The following is a 15,277-nucleotide window of genomic DNA, read 5'->3' as shown; positions in this document are numbered from 1 at the left end:
CGACCATCAGGCCGCCATCGCGAGCAAGCTCGCTCCCACAGTTGGATCTCCCCACAGTTGAATCTGAGCACAAGAACTGTATCAAAACCGAACCTTACAACCGCCCAGCCGGCGCATACGGCACAGGATCAATCACCGGCTCACGCCCCAACATCAGATCCGTAAACAACTGACACGACGCCGGCGCCAACACCAGCCCATTGCGATAATGCCCACAGTTCAACCACAACCCCGCAACTCCCGGCACCTCGCCAATATAGGGAATACCTTCAGGCGACCCGGGCCGCAACCCAGCCCAATGCCCCACCACCTCAGCCCCCGCCAATGCCGGAATCAACTGCTGCGCCGAAGCCTTCAAACTTTCCAGCGCCGTATCGGTAGGGGTCTTGTCGAAACCTTCGCGCTCCAGCGTACTGCCAACCAGAATATGCCCATCACGACGCGGGATCGCATAACGCCCCTTGGCCAGGACCATGCTCGACAAAAAATCCGACGCGCACTTGTACAGAATCATCTGCCCCTTGACCGGCTCGACCGGCAACTTCAAGCCCAAGGTCTTGAGCAACTCGCCACTCCAGGCACCAGCTGCCAAAACCACCTCATCACCACGAATTTCGCCAGCAGAGCTGTGCACACCCACCACACGCCCACCGTCGCGAATGAACCCACTGACGTCGCAATGCTCATGAAGCGTGACATTAGGCAGCGCCAGCAACGCAGCCTTGAGCGACTTCACCAACCGCGGATTACGCACGTTGGCCACGTCAGCCATATAAATCGCCCGGGAAAAACCCGAGCCCAGCACCGGCACCGCATCGTGGACCGCCGAGATATCCACAGCCCGCAGCGGGCGCCCTTCCCGCTGGGCCCAGGCCAGCGCTTCGTCCTGATCGTCCAGGTCCAGCCAATACAGCCCGGTCACGTGCACCTGCGGATCGATCCCGGTGGCGGCGAACAATCGCTCGCCCAGCTGAGGATAAAAATCCTGCGACCAATGGGCCAGCGCCGTGACCGCCGGGCTATAGCGCCAGGGGTACAACGGCGAAACGATACCGCCGCCGGCCCAGGACGATTCCTGGCCGACATTGGAGCGATCCAGCAGCACCACACGTTGCCCTGCGGACGCCAGATTGAACGCCGTCAGCAGGCCGATGACTCCGCCACCGACGATCACCACTTGCTGTTGCCTGGTCATGTTCTGATTCGACTCACTAAAACAACGGGCGCAAAAGCGCGCCCGGATAAAAGAAACTCAGCGCCCCCAACAATCCTTGGCGGTCACCCCGGCGGCGGCGTTCTCGATGCTTCGTACCCCGGTATTGGTGATTTTGAAGTCACCGCATTTGTCCGTCGCCATGGACGATCCACTCCTGCGTACTGCGGTCAGGATGAAGCTCTGGTCCGTTGGTACCAGGTTAATGGTGTAGAAATCGTTGCCGCTGCTCAAGCCAGTCGCATCGGTGTAGCGGTTGTTCTTCGAGTAGTAGCGCTCGAGAATTTGCGCCTGCTCGGATAAGAGCCCGGCAATTTCAGCGCGCCGGCCTTTCTTCATGTATTCGGTCAGGCTCGGATAGCCGACGGTGATCACGATACCGATGATCGCGATCACGATCATGATTTCGATCAAGGTGAAACCCCGGTTGGATCTTCGCATGCGTTGCCCTCATTGTATTTGCCGCCACATGATACGGCGGCTGCCGCCGACGGTTTTGCCCAGCAGGTCGGTGATACCGCCACCGGAATCGTTCACGATCATGTTGGTGGCGCCGTTGGCGTTGACGACGGCGCTCAGGGTCGGGATGCCGCCCGTGAACACCACGCCGGCGGAAATCGTGTCGAGACTGGTGAGCGAACCATCGTTATTGGTATCGAGTACCGCATAGTTGAGCATCTTACCGCTGAACGCATCCAACTCGATCAGTTTGCCGGTACCGAAGCTGGCGCAAGGGTCGGTGGTGTCCACGGCGGCCGTGGTAAAGATCACGCGGCCGAGCACCAGGTTGGCCGGGTTGATGACCCGCTCCCCGGTCAACGCATTGTTGTACACCAAAGGCAGGTACCAGCCATTCCTCGCAGGATATGTAACGTCGGTCTGGCTGGTGGTCACGAATTGCCCGGTGCTGCCTGAAAACACCCCCGTGATCGACTGGGCCTGCAGGCTCGACACAGTGATTTGCCCCCCGCCACCCGTGGCGTCCCAGATCGAATAGAACGCTTGCAGATCCTTGTTGAGCTTGTCGGCCGCTTCGTTGAACTTGCCGGTACCGAAAAACACTTGGGTGCCGCCCTGGGGGTTGTCTGCCAGCAGAGGCTGTACGGTGATCGGCTGGGTCGCGCCGCCGGGGGCGGTGAACAATGGCTGGCCGGCGAACGCCAGGCCCCATGTGGTGGGCGAGGTGCCGCTGAGGTCGAATTTCCACATCCGCCCCTTCAAGTCGCCACCGTACGCGGCCTGCACCACATTCTGGGAGTTGACCCGCAGCTTGACCGACGACAGGCCGTTATCGGTCTCACTGCTGTTGATGACGATTTTGCGGATCAGCGAACCGTCACGGATATCCACCACGTACAACGCCGCCACGCCGCTGTTGCTGCCATAGCCGTTGGCGATGAACGCCGCCCAGCGACCGTCCGCCAGGCGCGCGACTTCAGGGCGTGCGTAGGCGTAGCCCAGGTCATTGAAGACATTGGCGGTGCTGGCAACGGTTGGCGCGCGGATTTCCCACAACGCCCGAAACGCATTACCCGCCGCCGCATCGAACAGTTGCACCGCGAAGAACGTTTTGCCCCCGGCCCCCGTGCCGCCCAGGGCTACGGTCTTCCAGGCGCTGCCCGATTGCACATCGAACACGCCAACCTGCCCATCCACCAAAAACTTGTGGCTCACGCCATTGATGTAATTGGTGTCGGCAATGTCCTGCAGCGAGGGCAGCACGTTCGAAGGCATGTAGGCATAACGCCGTGTGCCGTTTGCACTGTTGATGACGCTGAAAAACCCATCGTTGCCATTCACCACCAGGCTGGTGCTCATGTTCGTCGCCTTGGTCGTCAAATAGGTGCTGTAGCTGGTGTCGTTGAGCAGGTCCGCAGCGGTCTGGTCGTTGGGCGATGCCAGCACCAGCGGCGAATTAATGATGTCCCCCAGCAGCGCGCTGCGCGCCTTCAGGCCGGTTTTGTTGACGCCCTTGCTCCACTCCACCAGATCATTGCCGGTGATCCCCGTGGGCAGGTTCTGGCTGAGGCTGGTTTGCTGGGCCGGCGAAAAATTGCCATAGGCCAGGGTCACCGGCACATTCGTCGCAGTGTTCCAGGACTGATAGATCGGCGGCGTGGCGCCGGGCACGATGGCGGTGTCGGTGGTCCACTGCACCGCTGCCGTGTTGACCGTGCCCGCCGTGGTGAAACCGAACGCCCGGATGGTGCCGCGCCAGTCCTTGGGGTCATACGTGGTTTGGTAGTAGCTTGAGGTACTCGACAACGTGGCGGCGTTGGTGGTGCCACCGCCCCCGGAGCCGGCCTTGGAGGTGATGTCGCTCAAGGCGGATGACAGGGCCGAGTTCAGGCCCTCGCTGTCGCTCGCCGGATAATACTTGCCCGCACCGTAGCGGGCGGCGTCGGACAACATCTGGTTGGTGACGGCAAAACCCACAGTGTAGGTATTGAGGTATTGCCGGGGAAAATCCGTGGCGTTCCAGCTCTTGCCCGTGGCGTCGGTGCCGGTGGAACGCATGTCGACGTCGAAGGCGAACTTGGCGATGTCGTCCAGGTAAAGCGTATCGCCCTCGGCGTCGCCGCTGAGATTGTTGCCATCGTTGCTGCTGATACCATCCCAGTTCGGCAACCGGGCCAAGCCCAGCGGGTCGTTGCTGGGAAACGTTCGGTCAAAGGTGGGCAAGCCGTCGGTGATGACCACGCCGAAGTTTTTCTGGCAACGGTACTGGATCGGGCTGGTATAGGTCGCCGGTGTTCCATTGTAGTAAGGCGCCATGCCCCTGAAATAGCGGGTGACCTCGTAATAGCTCTCGGCCAATGGTGTATTCGCGACGGCGCCCAAACCATTGATGGCGTTGAGCAGGGCACTGTAGTTGCTGTTGGCCTGGGTTTGGGTCACGCTGCCGGTGACCGGTGACAGGTCGCTGATGGCGCGAGCGATGTAGCCCCCGGGGCCAGAGTTGCTGAAATTAGGTGGATTGAACGTGGCGAGCCCAATACGCAGGGCGCGGTTATTGGCGACCAGGTCGTTGGAGACATCCCGTGCCACGTTGATGCGATAGTCGGTGGGGATTGAACCGGTGGTGAAGTCCCGGCTCGAGCCGTTGGCCAAGGTCACCAGATATGCCAGGTACCTACCGGTGTAACGGGTATCACCATTCCCTACAGGGTCCGGCAGCCGCAGACAGATCCGGCCAAGGCTGGGGCGATAGAAACCGTACCAGCCAGACGAGCAGCCGCCACGCAACAGGCCCAACAACAGGATGTTCGAATCGTCCAGGTCCAGCTCATACCTATCGTTGCAGTTGTTACTGGCGTTGCAGGCATAAGTGCGCGTTTGCGTTGCCGTCGGATCAAACCCCGCCGCCCAGATGATGTTGTTCATACTCCCCGAATCATCGATCAGCAACATCACGTTCGGCGTGACGGCGGCCGCACTCAGCAACGGCGAATCCGAAGGCGTGAAGGCATAGGCCGGCGCCGCCAGGTAAAGACTGAGCAACGCCCCCCACAACATCCCCAGCAGCGCCTTAATATTTGGCATAGATGCTCTCCACCACGCTGCGCTGGTTATTGCCCACCACCGCCACCGCCGTGATCCGATACAGCGTCGCCGACGTGTTGACCGGCACGTTGACCGCCGTGAGCGTCGTGCCGATATTCTGCACGCCATAAAACCCACCGGCAGCGGCAACCCAGAGCACCCCCGACCTTGGGTCGCGCCCCGCCACTGTCAGCGTCGCCGACTCGACCGGCGGCGCGCACTGGGTCGTGGTGGTGCATACCGGCAATGAGTACGTTTCGACCTGCACCGCACTTTCGCCCACCCTCAGCGCCGCCTCGGCCACCTGGAACGACTGGTTGCGCAGCATGACGCTGCTGGTCATTTTTTCCTGGAGGGTGGCGCTCTGCATCGACGACAGGCCGATCAGCGTCAGCAGCAACAGGAAGACCAGGCTGACCAGCAATGCCATGCCCCGCTGGCGGTGCACCTGCCCCATCGAAGTCATCTCCTTCATAGCAACCGGTTGCGCAAGGCAGCAACCACATTGAAGGTCTGCTCGCGCACTGCGTTCCTCGGATCAAAGAGCGTCAATGTCAGGCGCACACTGCGGATCAGTGCCGGGTCAGCCGGATTGCTGGTATAGCTCGACGCCGCGATGTCCGTCGCACTGCCGGCCACGCCGAACGTCACGTCGAACGCCCGCACGTTGTCCACCAGCACCGACAGGGTCGGCGGATTGCCAGCGCCGCTGCCCAGCAGCAATTGGTTGTTGTTGAAGCTGTAGACCAGTCGACGGATCGGGAAGGCCAACTGCCCCGTCGCCGGTAACCGCGCGTTGGTATAGGCCGTCGCCGAGGTGCGGCAATCGGAGACGACGGTCCAGGTCGGAGCGCTACCACCACTCCCTATGTCGGCGGTCACCAGGGTCAATCTCCGGTTGGCGTTATCCCAGCGGATCGGGGTGATCTGGCTGGCATTGAAATCATTGGCCGTGGAAGCATCGGTAATGTTCCCCAGACAACCGAACATGCCCACCATGCGAATCTCCTGGACCATCTTGCTCAGGACGAACCGGGCGTCCTCCTGCATCACCGCCGCCGCGCTTTGGCTGATGTAGGTGTTCTTGGCGGCGATGAAAATCTGCACGACACCCAGGATGACAATCAGGCTGAGCACCAGGGCAATCATCAATTCAATCAGGCCGAATCCCCGGCAACGCCTGTTCATGGCGGCGTCCCCGGCGGATCGACGGCGACGCGGCTGGTCAGCACAAAGCTGCGCCGCGCCTCGGCCGCGTCAGTGGTGTTGGCGGCCCGGGCGTCGTCCCAGGAAATGGTGATGGTGTAGACGCGCTGGTTCAGGGCAATGGTGCCAGTGGCCGTGGCGCCGCCGAAGGCGATGATGTTGGTCTTGAAGTCGTAGAGGTCCTGGTCCCGGGCCACGTTGAGGTTCGGCGAGCTGGGCGGTGCGACGGTGTAGTCGGCGCCGGAGTTGGCGCGAATGCGGTCCAGCAGGTCATAGGCAATGAAGCTGGCCTGGCTGGTCATGCGCGAACTGTCGGTGTACTTGAGCGCATTGAGCTGGATCATCGCCGCCCCCAGCAAGCCGACGCCGAGGATCAGTACTGCCACCAGCACTTCGATCAACGTCATGCCGGCCTGCGCCCTTTTACTGCAATCCTTCATCCGCAACTTCCACCCAATACGATTCGTCCATTGAGGCAAACACTCAGCGTCCTGCTCTGCGCCCCTCTCACGTAATTGAAGCTCACCGGCGTGGCCGGCGCCGATAACCCACCGAGGTTGTTGAAATCGATGTTGCTCACCTCTGAGGTTAGCGTCAGAGTCGCGCCGCTGCTCATCGCTGGAACAACCCGCAATATATTGGGCGACGAGCCAGTACTGTCATACACCGTGAGTTCGCCGTTCCAGACGCTGCCCTCGACCGTAGGGCGGATACGTGTGGTGACACCGCGGTCGATCGCCTCCATCCGGGCAAAGTTCAGCGCCCGGCGCAGATCGCCAATCTCGGTATCGGCCTTGGTGCCCTGCATCGATCCGGTAAAGGCCGGCACCGCCATGGTAATCAGGATCAGCAACACGCCAAGAGCCACCAGCACCTCGATCAGCGTGAAACCTTTTGTACGAAGATCCATCGATGCCCTCCGTTGCCGTCGGCTATACCTGCTTCTACACGCTAGAACAAACCACTGCTTGTGGCGAGGGAGCTTGCTCCCGCTCGGCCGGGCTGGCGCTCCAGCGCGTAGCGGCCGCTATCTTGGGGCTGCTGCGCAGCCCAGCGGGAGCAAGCTCTCTCGCCACAACAGGCTTCCCACCACATCGAGTTCTTACACTGTCGCGTAGCTTCACGCTCTCCAGGGAGGAGACGTCATGTATCAACAGGGCTTCAGCCTGATCGAACTGCTCATGGGACTGGCAATTGCCGCAATTGTTCTACCGTGGGCCGGCGCGGGCTACAAAGAGCTGATCGAGTCCATCGAACGCGAGGATACCGCGCAGTTGCTGATCAGCGGGCTGCGTAGCGCGCGCAGCGAAGCCATCATGCGTAACCGGACGGTCGTGCTCAGCGGTATCGACAATGATTGGGGCCGGGGCTGGCGCATCACCCTGGACGACAAGGAGAAGACCGTGCTGATGGAGCGCCGTGCAAACGCTCGGGTGATGGGCAACTGGCCGGTGAAACGCCGGGTGAGGTTTGGCACCCAGGGCGAAGCACTGCAAACCAGCGGCGCCTTCCAGGCCGGCAGGCTGCATGTCTGCGCCAAACGCGGGCCGGTCAGCCATCATCAAGTGATATTGGCACCTTCCGGCCGCGTCCGGCTGGAAAGTGTTAAAGCCGAGCAGGCCCTGTGCGAAAAAGGACTTAAAGCAAGGAGCGGACGCGCAGCTCTTTCGGCATCGAGAACGTAATGTTTTCCTCGCGACCGGCCAACTCATCGGCACCGGTTGCGCCCCAGGCCTGCAATTGCTGGATCACGCCACGCACCAAGACTTCCGGCGCGGAAGCACCGGCGGTGATGCCGATACGCTCGACGCCCTCGAACCAGCTGCGTTGCATGTCCTCGGCGCCATCGATCAGGTAGGCCGGGGTGGACATGCGCTCGGCCAGCTCGCGCAAGCGGTTGGAGTTGGAGCTGTTCGGGCTGCCGACGACCAGCACCACATCGCATTCGTTGGCCAGTTGCTTGACCGCATCCTGGCGGTTCTGGGTGGCGTAGCAGATGTCGTCCTTGCGCGGGCCACCGATGGCCGGAAAGCGCGCACGCAGGGCGTCGATCACGCGGCTGGTGTCGTCCATGGACAGGGTCGTCTGGGTCACGAAAGCCAGGCTCTCGGGGTTGCGTACCTGCAAGGCCGCAACGTCCTCCTCGTCTTCGACCAGGTAGATCGCACCGCCGTTGCTGGCATCGTATTGGCCCATGGTGCCTTCGACTTCCGGGTGGCCTTCATGGCCGATCAGGATGCATTCGCGACCGTCACGGCTGTAGCGCGCCACTTCGATGTGCACTTTGGTCACCAATGGGCACGTCGCGTCGAACACCTTCAGGCCACGGCCGGCGGCTTCGCTGCGTACTGCCTGGGAAACCCCGTGGGCACTGAAGATCACGATGACGTCATCCGGCACCTGATCCAGTTCCTCGACGAAAATCGCCCCGCGGCTGCGCAGGTCTTCGACGACGAATTTGTTGTGGACCACTTCGTGGCGCACGTAGATCGGCGGCCCGAAGACTTCCAGGGCGCGGTTGACGATTTCGATCGCCCGGTCCACACCAGCGCAGAAGCCACGGGGGTTGGCGAGTTTGATTTGCATGCTGTGCCTCGTGTCTTGCGCGCAAGAAATTGAATCAATGTAATTCAGTGTGGGAGCGAGCTTGCTCGCGATAGCGGTGTGTCAGTCAACATCACTGTTGAATAATCTACCGCAATCGCGAGCAAGCTCGCTCCCACAGTGAATCGGGTGGCAGCAGAAGCTGCCCGTCAAACGTTAAACCGCCTTGACCTCAAGGATTTCCACTTCGAAGTTCAAGGTCTTGCCCGCCAACGGATGGTTGAAGTCCACGGTCACCTGGGCATCATCGAACGCCTTCACCACACCCGGCAGTTCGGTATTGGCCGCGTCGTTGAAGATCACCAGTAGGCCCTCGGACAGCTCCATGTCCTGGAACTGGGAGCGTGGCATGGTCTGCACGTTTTGCGGGTTGGGCTGACCAAAGGCGTTTTCCGGTGGCACGACCACGGTGCGCTTGTCCCCAGCCTTGAAACCGAAGATCGCCGCTTCGAAGCCTGGCAGCAGGTTGCCGTCACCGACCTTGAACACCGCCGGAGCCTTGTCGAAGGTGCTGTCGACGGTGTCACCGTTTTCCAGGTGCAGAGCGAAGTGAAGCTTCACTTCAGTGTTTTGAGCGATACGCTGCTCAGTCATGGACGGCTTCTCCGGTTTTCTTGCTCTTGAACATGTCCAGGGCGAGCATCACGGCGCCCACGCTGATGGCGCTGTCGGCAAAGTTGAACGCCGGGAAATACCAGCGGTTCTGCCAGTGCACCAGGATGAAATCAATGACGTGGCCCAGGGCGATGCGGTCATAGAGATTGCCCAAGGCCCCACCGAGCACCAAGGCCAGCGCCACGGCCAGCCAGGTCTCATTGCGCCCAAGGCGCTTGAGCCAGACCACCAGCACGGCACTGACCACGACGGCAATAAGGGCGAATAGCCAGCGCTGCCAGCCGGAACTGTCGGCCAGGAAACTGAACGCTGCCCCGGTGTTGTAGGCCAGGGTCCAGCTGAAGTAATCAGGAATGATCACGATCTGCTGGTACAGGGTCAAAGAGCTTTCAAAGTAGAACTTGCTGGCCTGGTCGATGACCAGTACCAGCACGCTCAACCAGAGCCAGCCCAGCCGTCCGAAACGGCCCGCTGCGTTAGGCATAGTGGCGAACCTCGCCAGTGCCGCTGATGTTGTCGACGCAACGGCCACAGATTTCCGGATGCTCCGGGTTCACGCCGACGTCTTCGCGGCAGTGCCAGCAGCGGGCGCACTTGGTGTGGTTCGACTTGACGATCTTCAGCTTCAGGCCGCTGACTTCAGTGGTCACCGCATCGGCCGGCGCCTGCACGAAAGGTGCAACGCTGGCGGTGGAGGTGATCAGCACGAAGCGCAGCTCGTTGCCCAGCTTGGCCAGGTCGGCACTCAGGGCGTCTTCGGCGTAGAGGGTGACTTCGGCCTGGAGGTTGCCACCGACGGCCTTGGCCGCCCGCTGGATCTCCATTTCCTTGTTGACCGCAGCCTTGACCGCCATCACACGATCCCAATACGCACGGTCCAGCTCGAAGCCTTGCGGCAGTTCGGTCAGGCCTTCGTACCAGGTGTTGAGCATCACCGATTCGTTGCGCTCGCCCGGCAGGTACTGCCACAGCTCGTCGGCGGTGAACGCCAGGATAGGCGCGATCCAGCGCACCAGCGCCTCGCTGATGTGGAACAGCGCGGTCTGGCACGAACGACGGGCCTTGCTGTTGGCGCCAGTGGTGTACTGGCGGTCCTTGATGATGTCGAGGTAGAAACCACCGAGCTCCTGCACGCAGAAGTTGTGGATCTTGGAGTAGACGTTCCAGAAGCGGTATTCGCCGTAGTGTTCCTGCAATTCGCGTTGCAGCAGCAGGGTACGGTCCACGGCCCAACGGTCCAGCGCGAGCATTTCTTCAGCCGGCAGCAGGTCGGTGGCCGGGTTGAAGCCGGTCAGGTTGGAAAGCAGGAAGCGCGCGGTGTTGCGGATCCGCCGGTAGGCGTCCGCGCTGCGCTGCAGGATCTGCTCGGAAACGGCCATCTCGCCGGAGTAGTCGGTGGAGGCCACCCACAGGCGCATGATGTCGGCGCCCAGGGTGTCGTTGACCTTCTGCGGCGCGATCACGTTGCCCAGGGACTTGGACATCTTGCGGCCAGATTCGTCGACGGTGAAGCCGTGGGTCAGCAGCTCACGGTACGGCGCGTGGTTGTCGATGGCGCAACCGGTCAGCAGCGAGGAGTGGAACCAGCCACGGTGCTGGTCCGAACCTTCCAGGTACAGGTCGGCGCGCGGGCCGGTCTCGTGGCCCATCGGGTGCGAGCCACGCAGTACGTGCCAATGGGTGGTGCCGGAATCGAACCAGACGTCCAGGGTGTCGCTGATCTTGTCGTACAGCGGCGCTTCATCGCCCAACAGCTCAGCGGCATCGAGCTTGAACCAGGCTTCGATGCCTTCGGCTTCGACGCGCTTGGCCACGACTTCCATCAGTTCAACCGTGCGCGGGTGCAACTCGCCGCTTTCCTTGTTCAGGAAGAACGGGATCGGCACGCCCCAGTTGCGCTGGCGGGAGATGCACCAGTCCGGACGGTTGGCGATCATCGAGTGCAGGCGCGCCTGACCCCAGGCTGGCACGAACTGGGTTTCTTCGATGGCCTTGAGCGAACGCTGGCGCAGGGTGTCGCCGCTGGTGGGCTGCTTGTCCATGCCGATGAACCACTGCGCGGTGGCGCGGTAGATCAGCGGGGTCTTGTGGCGCCAGCAGTGCATGTAGCTGTGTTCGATGACGGTGGTGTGCAGCAACGCGCCGACTTCGGTCAGCTTGTCGACGATGGCCGGGTTGGCTTTCCAGATGAACTGGCCGCCAAAGAACTCCAGCGACGGTACGTACACGCCATTGCTCTGCACCGGGTTGAGGATGTCGTCGTTGACCATGCCGTATTTCTTGCAGGTCACGAAGTCGTCGACGCCATAGGCCGGCGCGGAGTGAACCACGCCCGTGCCTGCGCCCAGTTCCACGTAGTCGGCCAGGTACACCGGCGACAGGCGGTCGTAGAACGGATGACGGAAATTGATCAGCTCCAGCGCCGAACCTGGGGCGGTGGCGATCACCGAACCTTCGAGGTTGTAGCGGGCCAGGCAGGCTTCGACCAGCTCTTCGGCCAGCACCAGCAGCTTGTCGCCGACGTCGACCAGGGCGTAGTTGAATTCCGGGTGGACGTTCAGCGCCTGGTTGGCCGGGATGGTCCACGGGGTGGTGGTCCAGATCACGATCGACGCCGGCTTGGCCAGCTTGCCCAGGCCGAAAGCGGCGGCGAGCTTGTCTTCATCGGCGATCGGGAACGCGACGTCGATGGTCGAGGACTTCTTGTTCTCGTACTCGACTTCCGCCTCGGCCAGGGCCGAACCGCAATCGAAGCACCAGTTGACCGGCTTGAGGCCCTTGAACACGAAGCCGCCCTCGACGATTTTCGCCAGGGCACGGATTTCGCCGGCTTCGTTCTTGAAGTCCATGGTCTTGTACGGATTGGCGAAGTCGCCCAACACGCCGAGGCGGATGAACTCGGACTTCTGCCCTTCAATCTGCTCGGTGGCGTAGGCACGGCACAGCTCGCGGGTCTTGTCCGCGCCCAGGTTCTTGCCGTGGGTCACTTCGACTTTGTGCTCGATCGGCAGGCCATGGCAGTCCCAGCCCGGGACATACGGCGCATCAAAACCCGACAGGGTCTTGGAGCGGATGATCATGTCCTTGAGAATCTTGTTCAGCGCGTGACCGATGTGGATGGTGCCGTTGGCGTACGGAGGGCCGTCGTGCAGGACGAACTTCGGACGATCCTTGCCAATTTCGCGCAACTTTCCGTACAGGCCAATGCTGTCCCAACGCTGCAGAATCTGTGGTTCGCGCTGAGGCAGGCCGGCCTTCATTGGGAAGGCGGTGTCCGGAAGGTTTAGCGTGGCTTTATAGTCGGTCATTTAAGGCTCTTCATTAGCGATTGGCGCTGGTTGCGACAAGGGCACGGGCGGCGGCGATATCTGCATGGATCGCCGTCTTGAGCGCCTCCAGAGAGGCAAAACGCTGCTCTTCACGCAGCTTATGGTGGAAAACCACCGTCAAACGCCGGTCATACAGATCGCCGGCAAAATCCAGAACATGTACTTCAAGGTGGGCCTTGCCATCGCCCTGGACCGTGGGTCGCACGCCGATGTTGGCGACACCGGGCCAGGTCTTGCAGTCGATCTCGACACTCACCAGGAACACCCCGGTCAGCGGCACACGACGACGCTTGAGCTGCACGTTGGCCGTCGGCGTGCCCAATTGGCGCGCCAGTTTCTGCCCGTGCAGGATCCGCCCGGCAATCCGGTACGGCCGGCCGAGCAAGCGCTCGGCCAATTCGAAGTCGGCCGCCGCCAGGGCATTGCGGACCTGGGTGCTGCTGACGCGCAAGCCGTCCATCTCGACGGTCTGCGCCGCTTCGACGGTGAACCCTTGGGCGATACCGGCCTGTTGCAGGTAATCGAAATCCCCGGACCGGTCGCAACCGAAACGGAAATCATCGCCGACTTCCAGATGCTTCACATCGAGACCGTCCACCAGGATGGTATCGACGAACTCGGCGGCGCTGAGCTTGCTCAGGCGCTGGTTGAAGGCCAGGCACAGGACCCGGTCGACGCCTTCGGCGGCCAGCAATTGCAGCTTGTCCCGCAAGCGGGCCAGACGGGCCGGAGCGGTGTCCGGGGCGAAAAATTCCCGCGGCTGCGGCTCGAAAATCACCACGCAGCTGGGCACGCCCAACTCCAGCGCACGCTCGCGCAGTCGCGCCAGGATAGCCTGGTGGCCACGGTGAACACCGTCAAAGTTGCCAATAGTGGCGACACAGCCCCGATGCTGGGGGCGCAGGTTGTGGAGGCCTCGAACCAGCTGCATAACGCGCTTCTTGCTCATAAAGTGGCCGATTATAACCACACCCGGCGGCCGACGACAGGCAACACCGCACCCCAAAGTGATCGAACCGACAAAACCGCTGCCCGGCCCGGGATTATCAAGGTCCCGTCCTCAGCCCAAGGCCTTGCGATTGAAGTCGCGCAGACGGAACCCCATCAGCAGCAACATGCCGAAATACGCCACCACACCGGCCACCACCAGCGCGCCCAGGCGAAGGAAACGCTCGAGCATCTGCCCTTCGCCCCAGGCCGGCATGAAATGCATCGCCCCCAGCAACACCGCCGACATCACAGCCACAGCGACCAGCAGCTTGAGGCCGAACTTGCCCCAGCCCGGCTGCGGTTGATACATCTTCTGCTTGCGCAACTGGTAAAACAGCAACCCGGCGTTGAGGCAGGCGCCGGCGCTGATCGCCAAGGCCAGGCCGGCGTGGGCCAACGGGCCGATGAGCAGCAGGTTGAACAACTGGGTCATCACCAAGGTGAAAATGGCGATCTTCACTGGCGTTCGAATGTTCTGTTGGGCGTAGAACCCTGGCGCCAGCACCTTGATCACAATGATCCCGAGCAAGCCCACCGAATAAGCGATCAGTGCCCGCTGGGTCATCAAGGCATCGAAGGCATTGAATTGGCCGTACTGGAACAGCGAGACCGTCAGCGGCTCGGCGAGAATCCCCAGCGCCAGGGCGCACGGCAACACCAGCACGAAACACAGGCGCAGGCCCCAATCGAGAATCCGCGAGTATTCGTGGCGGTCCTGGCTGGCGTAGGTCTTGGCCAGGGTTGGCAGCAGGATCGTGCCCAGGGCCACGCCCAGCACGCCGGACGGCAATTCCATCAGGCGGTCGGCGTAGTACATCCACGACACCGAGCCGGCCACCAGGAACGAGGCAAAGATGGTGTTGATGATCAGGGAAATCTGGCTCACCGACACCCCCAGGATCGCCGGCAGCATCTGCTTCATCACCCGCCACACGCCGCTGTCGCGCAGGTTCAACCGTGGCAGCACCAGCATGCCGATCTTTTTCAAGTGCGGCAGTTGATAGAGCAACTGCGCCAGGCCACCCACCAGCACCGCCCAGCCCAGGGCCATCACCGGCGGGTCGAAGTACGGTGTCAGGAACACGGCGAAAACGATCATGCTGACGTTGAGCAGGGTCGGCACAAAGGCCGGCACGGAAAAGCGGTTCCAGGTATTGAGGATCGCCCCGGCCAGGGACGACAGGGAAATCAGCAATATATAAGGAAAGGTTACTCGCAGCAGGTCGGAGGTGAGCTGGAATTTTTCCGGGGTGTCGGTGAAGCCCGGCGCGGTGGCCCAGATCACCCAGGGCGCGGCAAGCATGCCGGCGGCCGTGACCAGCGCCAGCACCAAGGTCAGCAAGCCAGTGACGTAGGCAATGAAGGTGCGGGTCGCCTCGTCGCCTTTCTGGCTTTTATATTCCGCCAGGATCGGCACGAAGGCCTGGGAGAACGCCCCTTCGGCGAAGATCCGCCGCAACAGGTTGGGCAGCTTGAAGGCGATGAAGAAGGCGTCGGTGGCCATCCCCGCGCCGAATATCCGTGCGATCAACGTATCGCGAACGAACCCCAGGACGCGGGAAAGCATCGTGATAGAGCTGACGGCGGCCAACGATTTGAGCAGATTCATGAAAAGAGTTTTTGCCTGTCGATAAACAGCAGGCGAACAACGCGCCCACTTGTGCGATACTCCGCGCCGCTAAACAGTGCAGAGCCAAAGCCCGCGAGTTTACAGGTCGCACGCCGGAAAGAAATCCTTCGGTGCGCAGCACCTGCCATTCAGCGGAACGCGTCACCC

At 61.7% G+C, this 15,277-nt stretch carries 14 protein-coding genes; 1 reads left to right on the top strand and 13 read right to left on the bottom strand.

All coding sequences use genetic code 11. The features are described 5' to 3' along the window. Positions 1-94 precede the first annotated feature (94 nt). The 7 genes from thiO to AB4N80_RS09720 are packed head-to-tail and all read right to left on the bottom strand — an operon-like array spanning position 95 to position 6,872. Positions 95-1,195, bottom strand: a complete 1,101-nt coding sequence (thiO, locus tag AB4N80_RS09750) for a glycine oxidase ThiO (RefSeq protein ID WP_122564930.1) — start codon at positions 1,193-1,195, stop codon at positions 95-97. A gap of 57 nt (positions 1,196-1,252) precedes the next feature. Next, positions 1,253-1,654 carry a type IV pilin protein gene (locus AB4N80_RS09745; RefSeq protein ID WP_305468548.1) on the bottom strand — a complete coding sequence of 134 codons (402 nt, stop codon included), beginning with the start codon at positions 1,652-1,654 and terminating at the stop codon, positions 1,253-1,255. Positions 1,655-1,663: 9 nt separating this feature from the next. Then, positions 1,664-4,756 (bottom strand): PilC/PilY family type IV pilus protein, encoded by a 3,093-nt coding sequence (locus AB4N80_RS09740; RefSeq protein ID WP_122564932.1) that lies wholly within the window; start codon positions 4,754-4,756, stop codon positions 1,664-1,666. Beyond that, positions 4,743-5,222, bottom strand: a complete 480-nt coding sequence (locus tag AB4N80_RS09735; RefSeq protein ID WP_436278779.1) for a pilus assembly PilX family protein — start codon at positions 5,220-5,222, stop codon at positions 4,743-4,745. The genes AB4N80_RS09740 and AB4N80_RS09735 overlap by 14 nt, the downstream gene beginning before the upstream one ends. A 5-nt stretch (positions 5,223-5,227) precedes the next feature. After that, complete coding sequence (locus tag AB4N80_RS09730) at positions 5,228-5,944, bottom strand: PilW family protein (protein ID WP_122564934.1); 717 nt, start codon at positions 5,942-5,944, stop codon at positions 5,228-5,230. Continuing rightward, positions 5,941-6,402: a type IV pilus modification protein PilV gene (gene pilV, locus AB4N80_RS09725; protein ID WP_122564935.1), complete on the bottom strand. Its 462-nt coding sequence runs from the start codon at positions 6,400-6,402 to the stop codon at positions 5,941-5,943. The genes AB4N80_RS09730 and pilV overlap by 4 nt, the downstream gene beginning before the upstream one ends. Beyond that, complete coding sequence (locus AB4N80_RS09720; RefSeq protein ID WP_305468553.1) at positions 6,399-6,872, bottom strand: GspH/FimT family pseudopilin; 474 nt, start codon at positions 6,870-6,872, stop codon at positions 6,399-6,401. Before AB4N80_RS09720 ends, pilV begins: the two co-directional genes overlap by 4 nt. A 235-nt stretch (positions 6,873-7,107) precedes the next feature. On the opposite strand from AB4N80_RS09720, the gene AB4N80_RS09715 reads away from it, so the two are divergent. After that, the gene (locus tag AB4N80_RS09715) at positions 7,108-7,647 is read left to right on the top strand and encodes a GspH/FimT family pseudopilin (RefSeq protein ID WP_460081753.1); all 540 of its coding nucleotides are present in this window, start codon (positions 7,108-7,110) and stop codon (positions 7,645-7,647) included. On the opposite strand, the gene ispH is transcribed toward AB4N80_RS09715, so the two are convergent. From ispH to murJ, 6 genes are all read right to left on the bottom strand, one after another. Further along, complete coding sequence (ispH, locus tag AB4N80_RS09710) at positions 7,601-8,548, bottom strand: 4-hydroxy-3-methylbut-2-enyl diphosphate reductase (protein ID WP_122564938.1); 948 nt, start codon at positions 8,546-8,548, stop codon at positions 7,601-7,603. The genes AB4N80_RS09715 and ispH overlap by 47 nt on opposite strands. 174 nt (positions 8,549-8,722) lie before the next feature. Further along, positions 8,723-9,160 (bottom strand): FKBP-type peptidyl-prolyl cis-trans isomerase, encoded by a 438-nt coding sequence (gene fkpB / locus AB4N80_RS09705; protein ID WP_030140281.1) that lies wholly within the window; start codon positions 9,158-9,160, stop codon positions 8,723-8,725. Then, on the bottom strand, positions 9,153-9,665 hold the full coding sequence (gene lspA / locus AB4N80_RS09700; protein ID WP_092257339.1) for a signal peptidase II: 513 nt from the start codon (positions 9,663-9,665) through the stop codon (positions 9,153-9,155). Before lspA ends, fkpB begins: the two co-directional genes overlap by 8 nt. Then, positions 9,658-12,489 carry an isoleucine--tRNA ligase gene (ileS, locus tag AB4N80_RS09695; RefSeq protein WP_122564939.1) on the bottom strand — a complete coding sequence of 944 codons (2,832 nt, stop codon included), beginning with the start codon at positions 12,487-12,489 and terminating at the stop codon, positions 9,658-9,660. Before ileS ends, lspA begins: the two co-directional genes overlap by 8 nt. A 13-nt stretch (positions 12,490-12,502) precedes the next feature. After that, positions 12,503-13,441, bottom strand: coding sequence for a bifunctional riboflavin kinase/FAD synthetase (gene ribF, locus AB4N80_RS09690; protein ID WP_460081746.1), 939 nt, complete (start codon positions 13,439-13,441; stop codon positions 12,503-12,505). Positions 13,442-13,570: 129 nt separating this feature from the next. Next, positions 13,571-15,109, bottom strand: a complete 1,539-nt coding sequence (gene murJ, locus AB4N80_RS09685) for a murein biosynthesis integral membrane protein MurJ (RefSeq protein WP_122564940.1) — start codon at positions 15,107-15,109, stop codon at positions 13,571-13,573. Positions 15,110-15,277 lie beyond the last annotated feature (168 nt).

It is taken from the genome of Pseudomonas sp. H3_A02, assembly GCF_054671965.1.
Note: the sequence above shows the minus strand (reverse complement) of the source record. Positions and strands in the feature narration are given on the sequence as shown.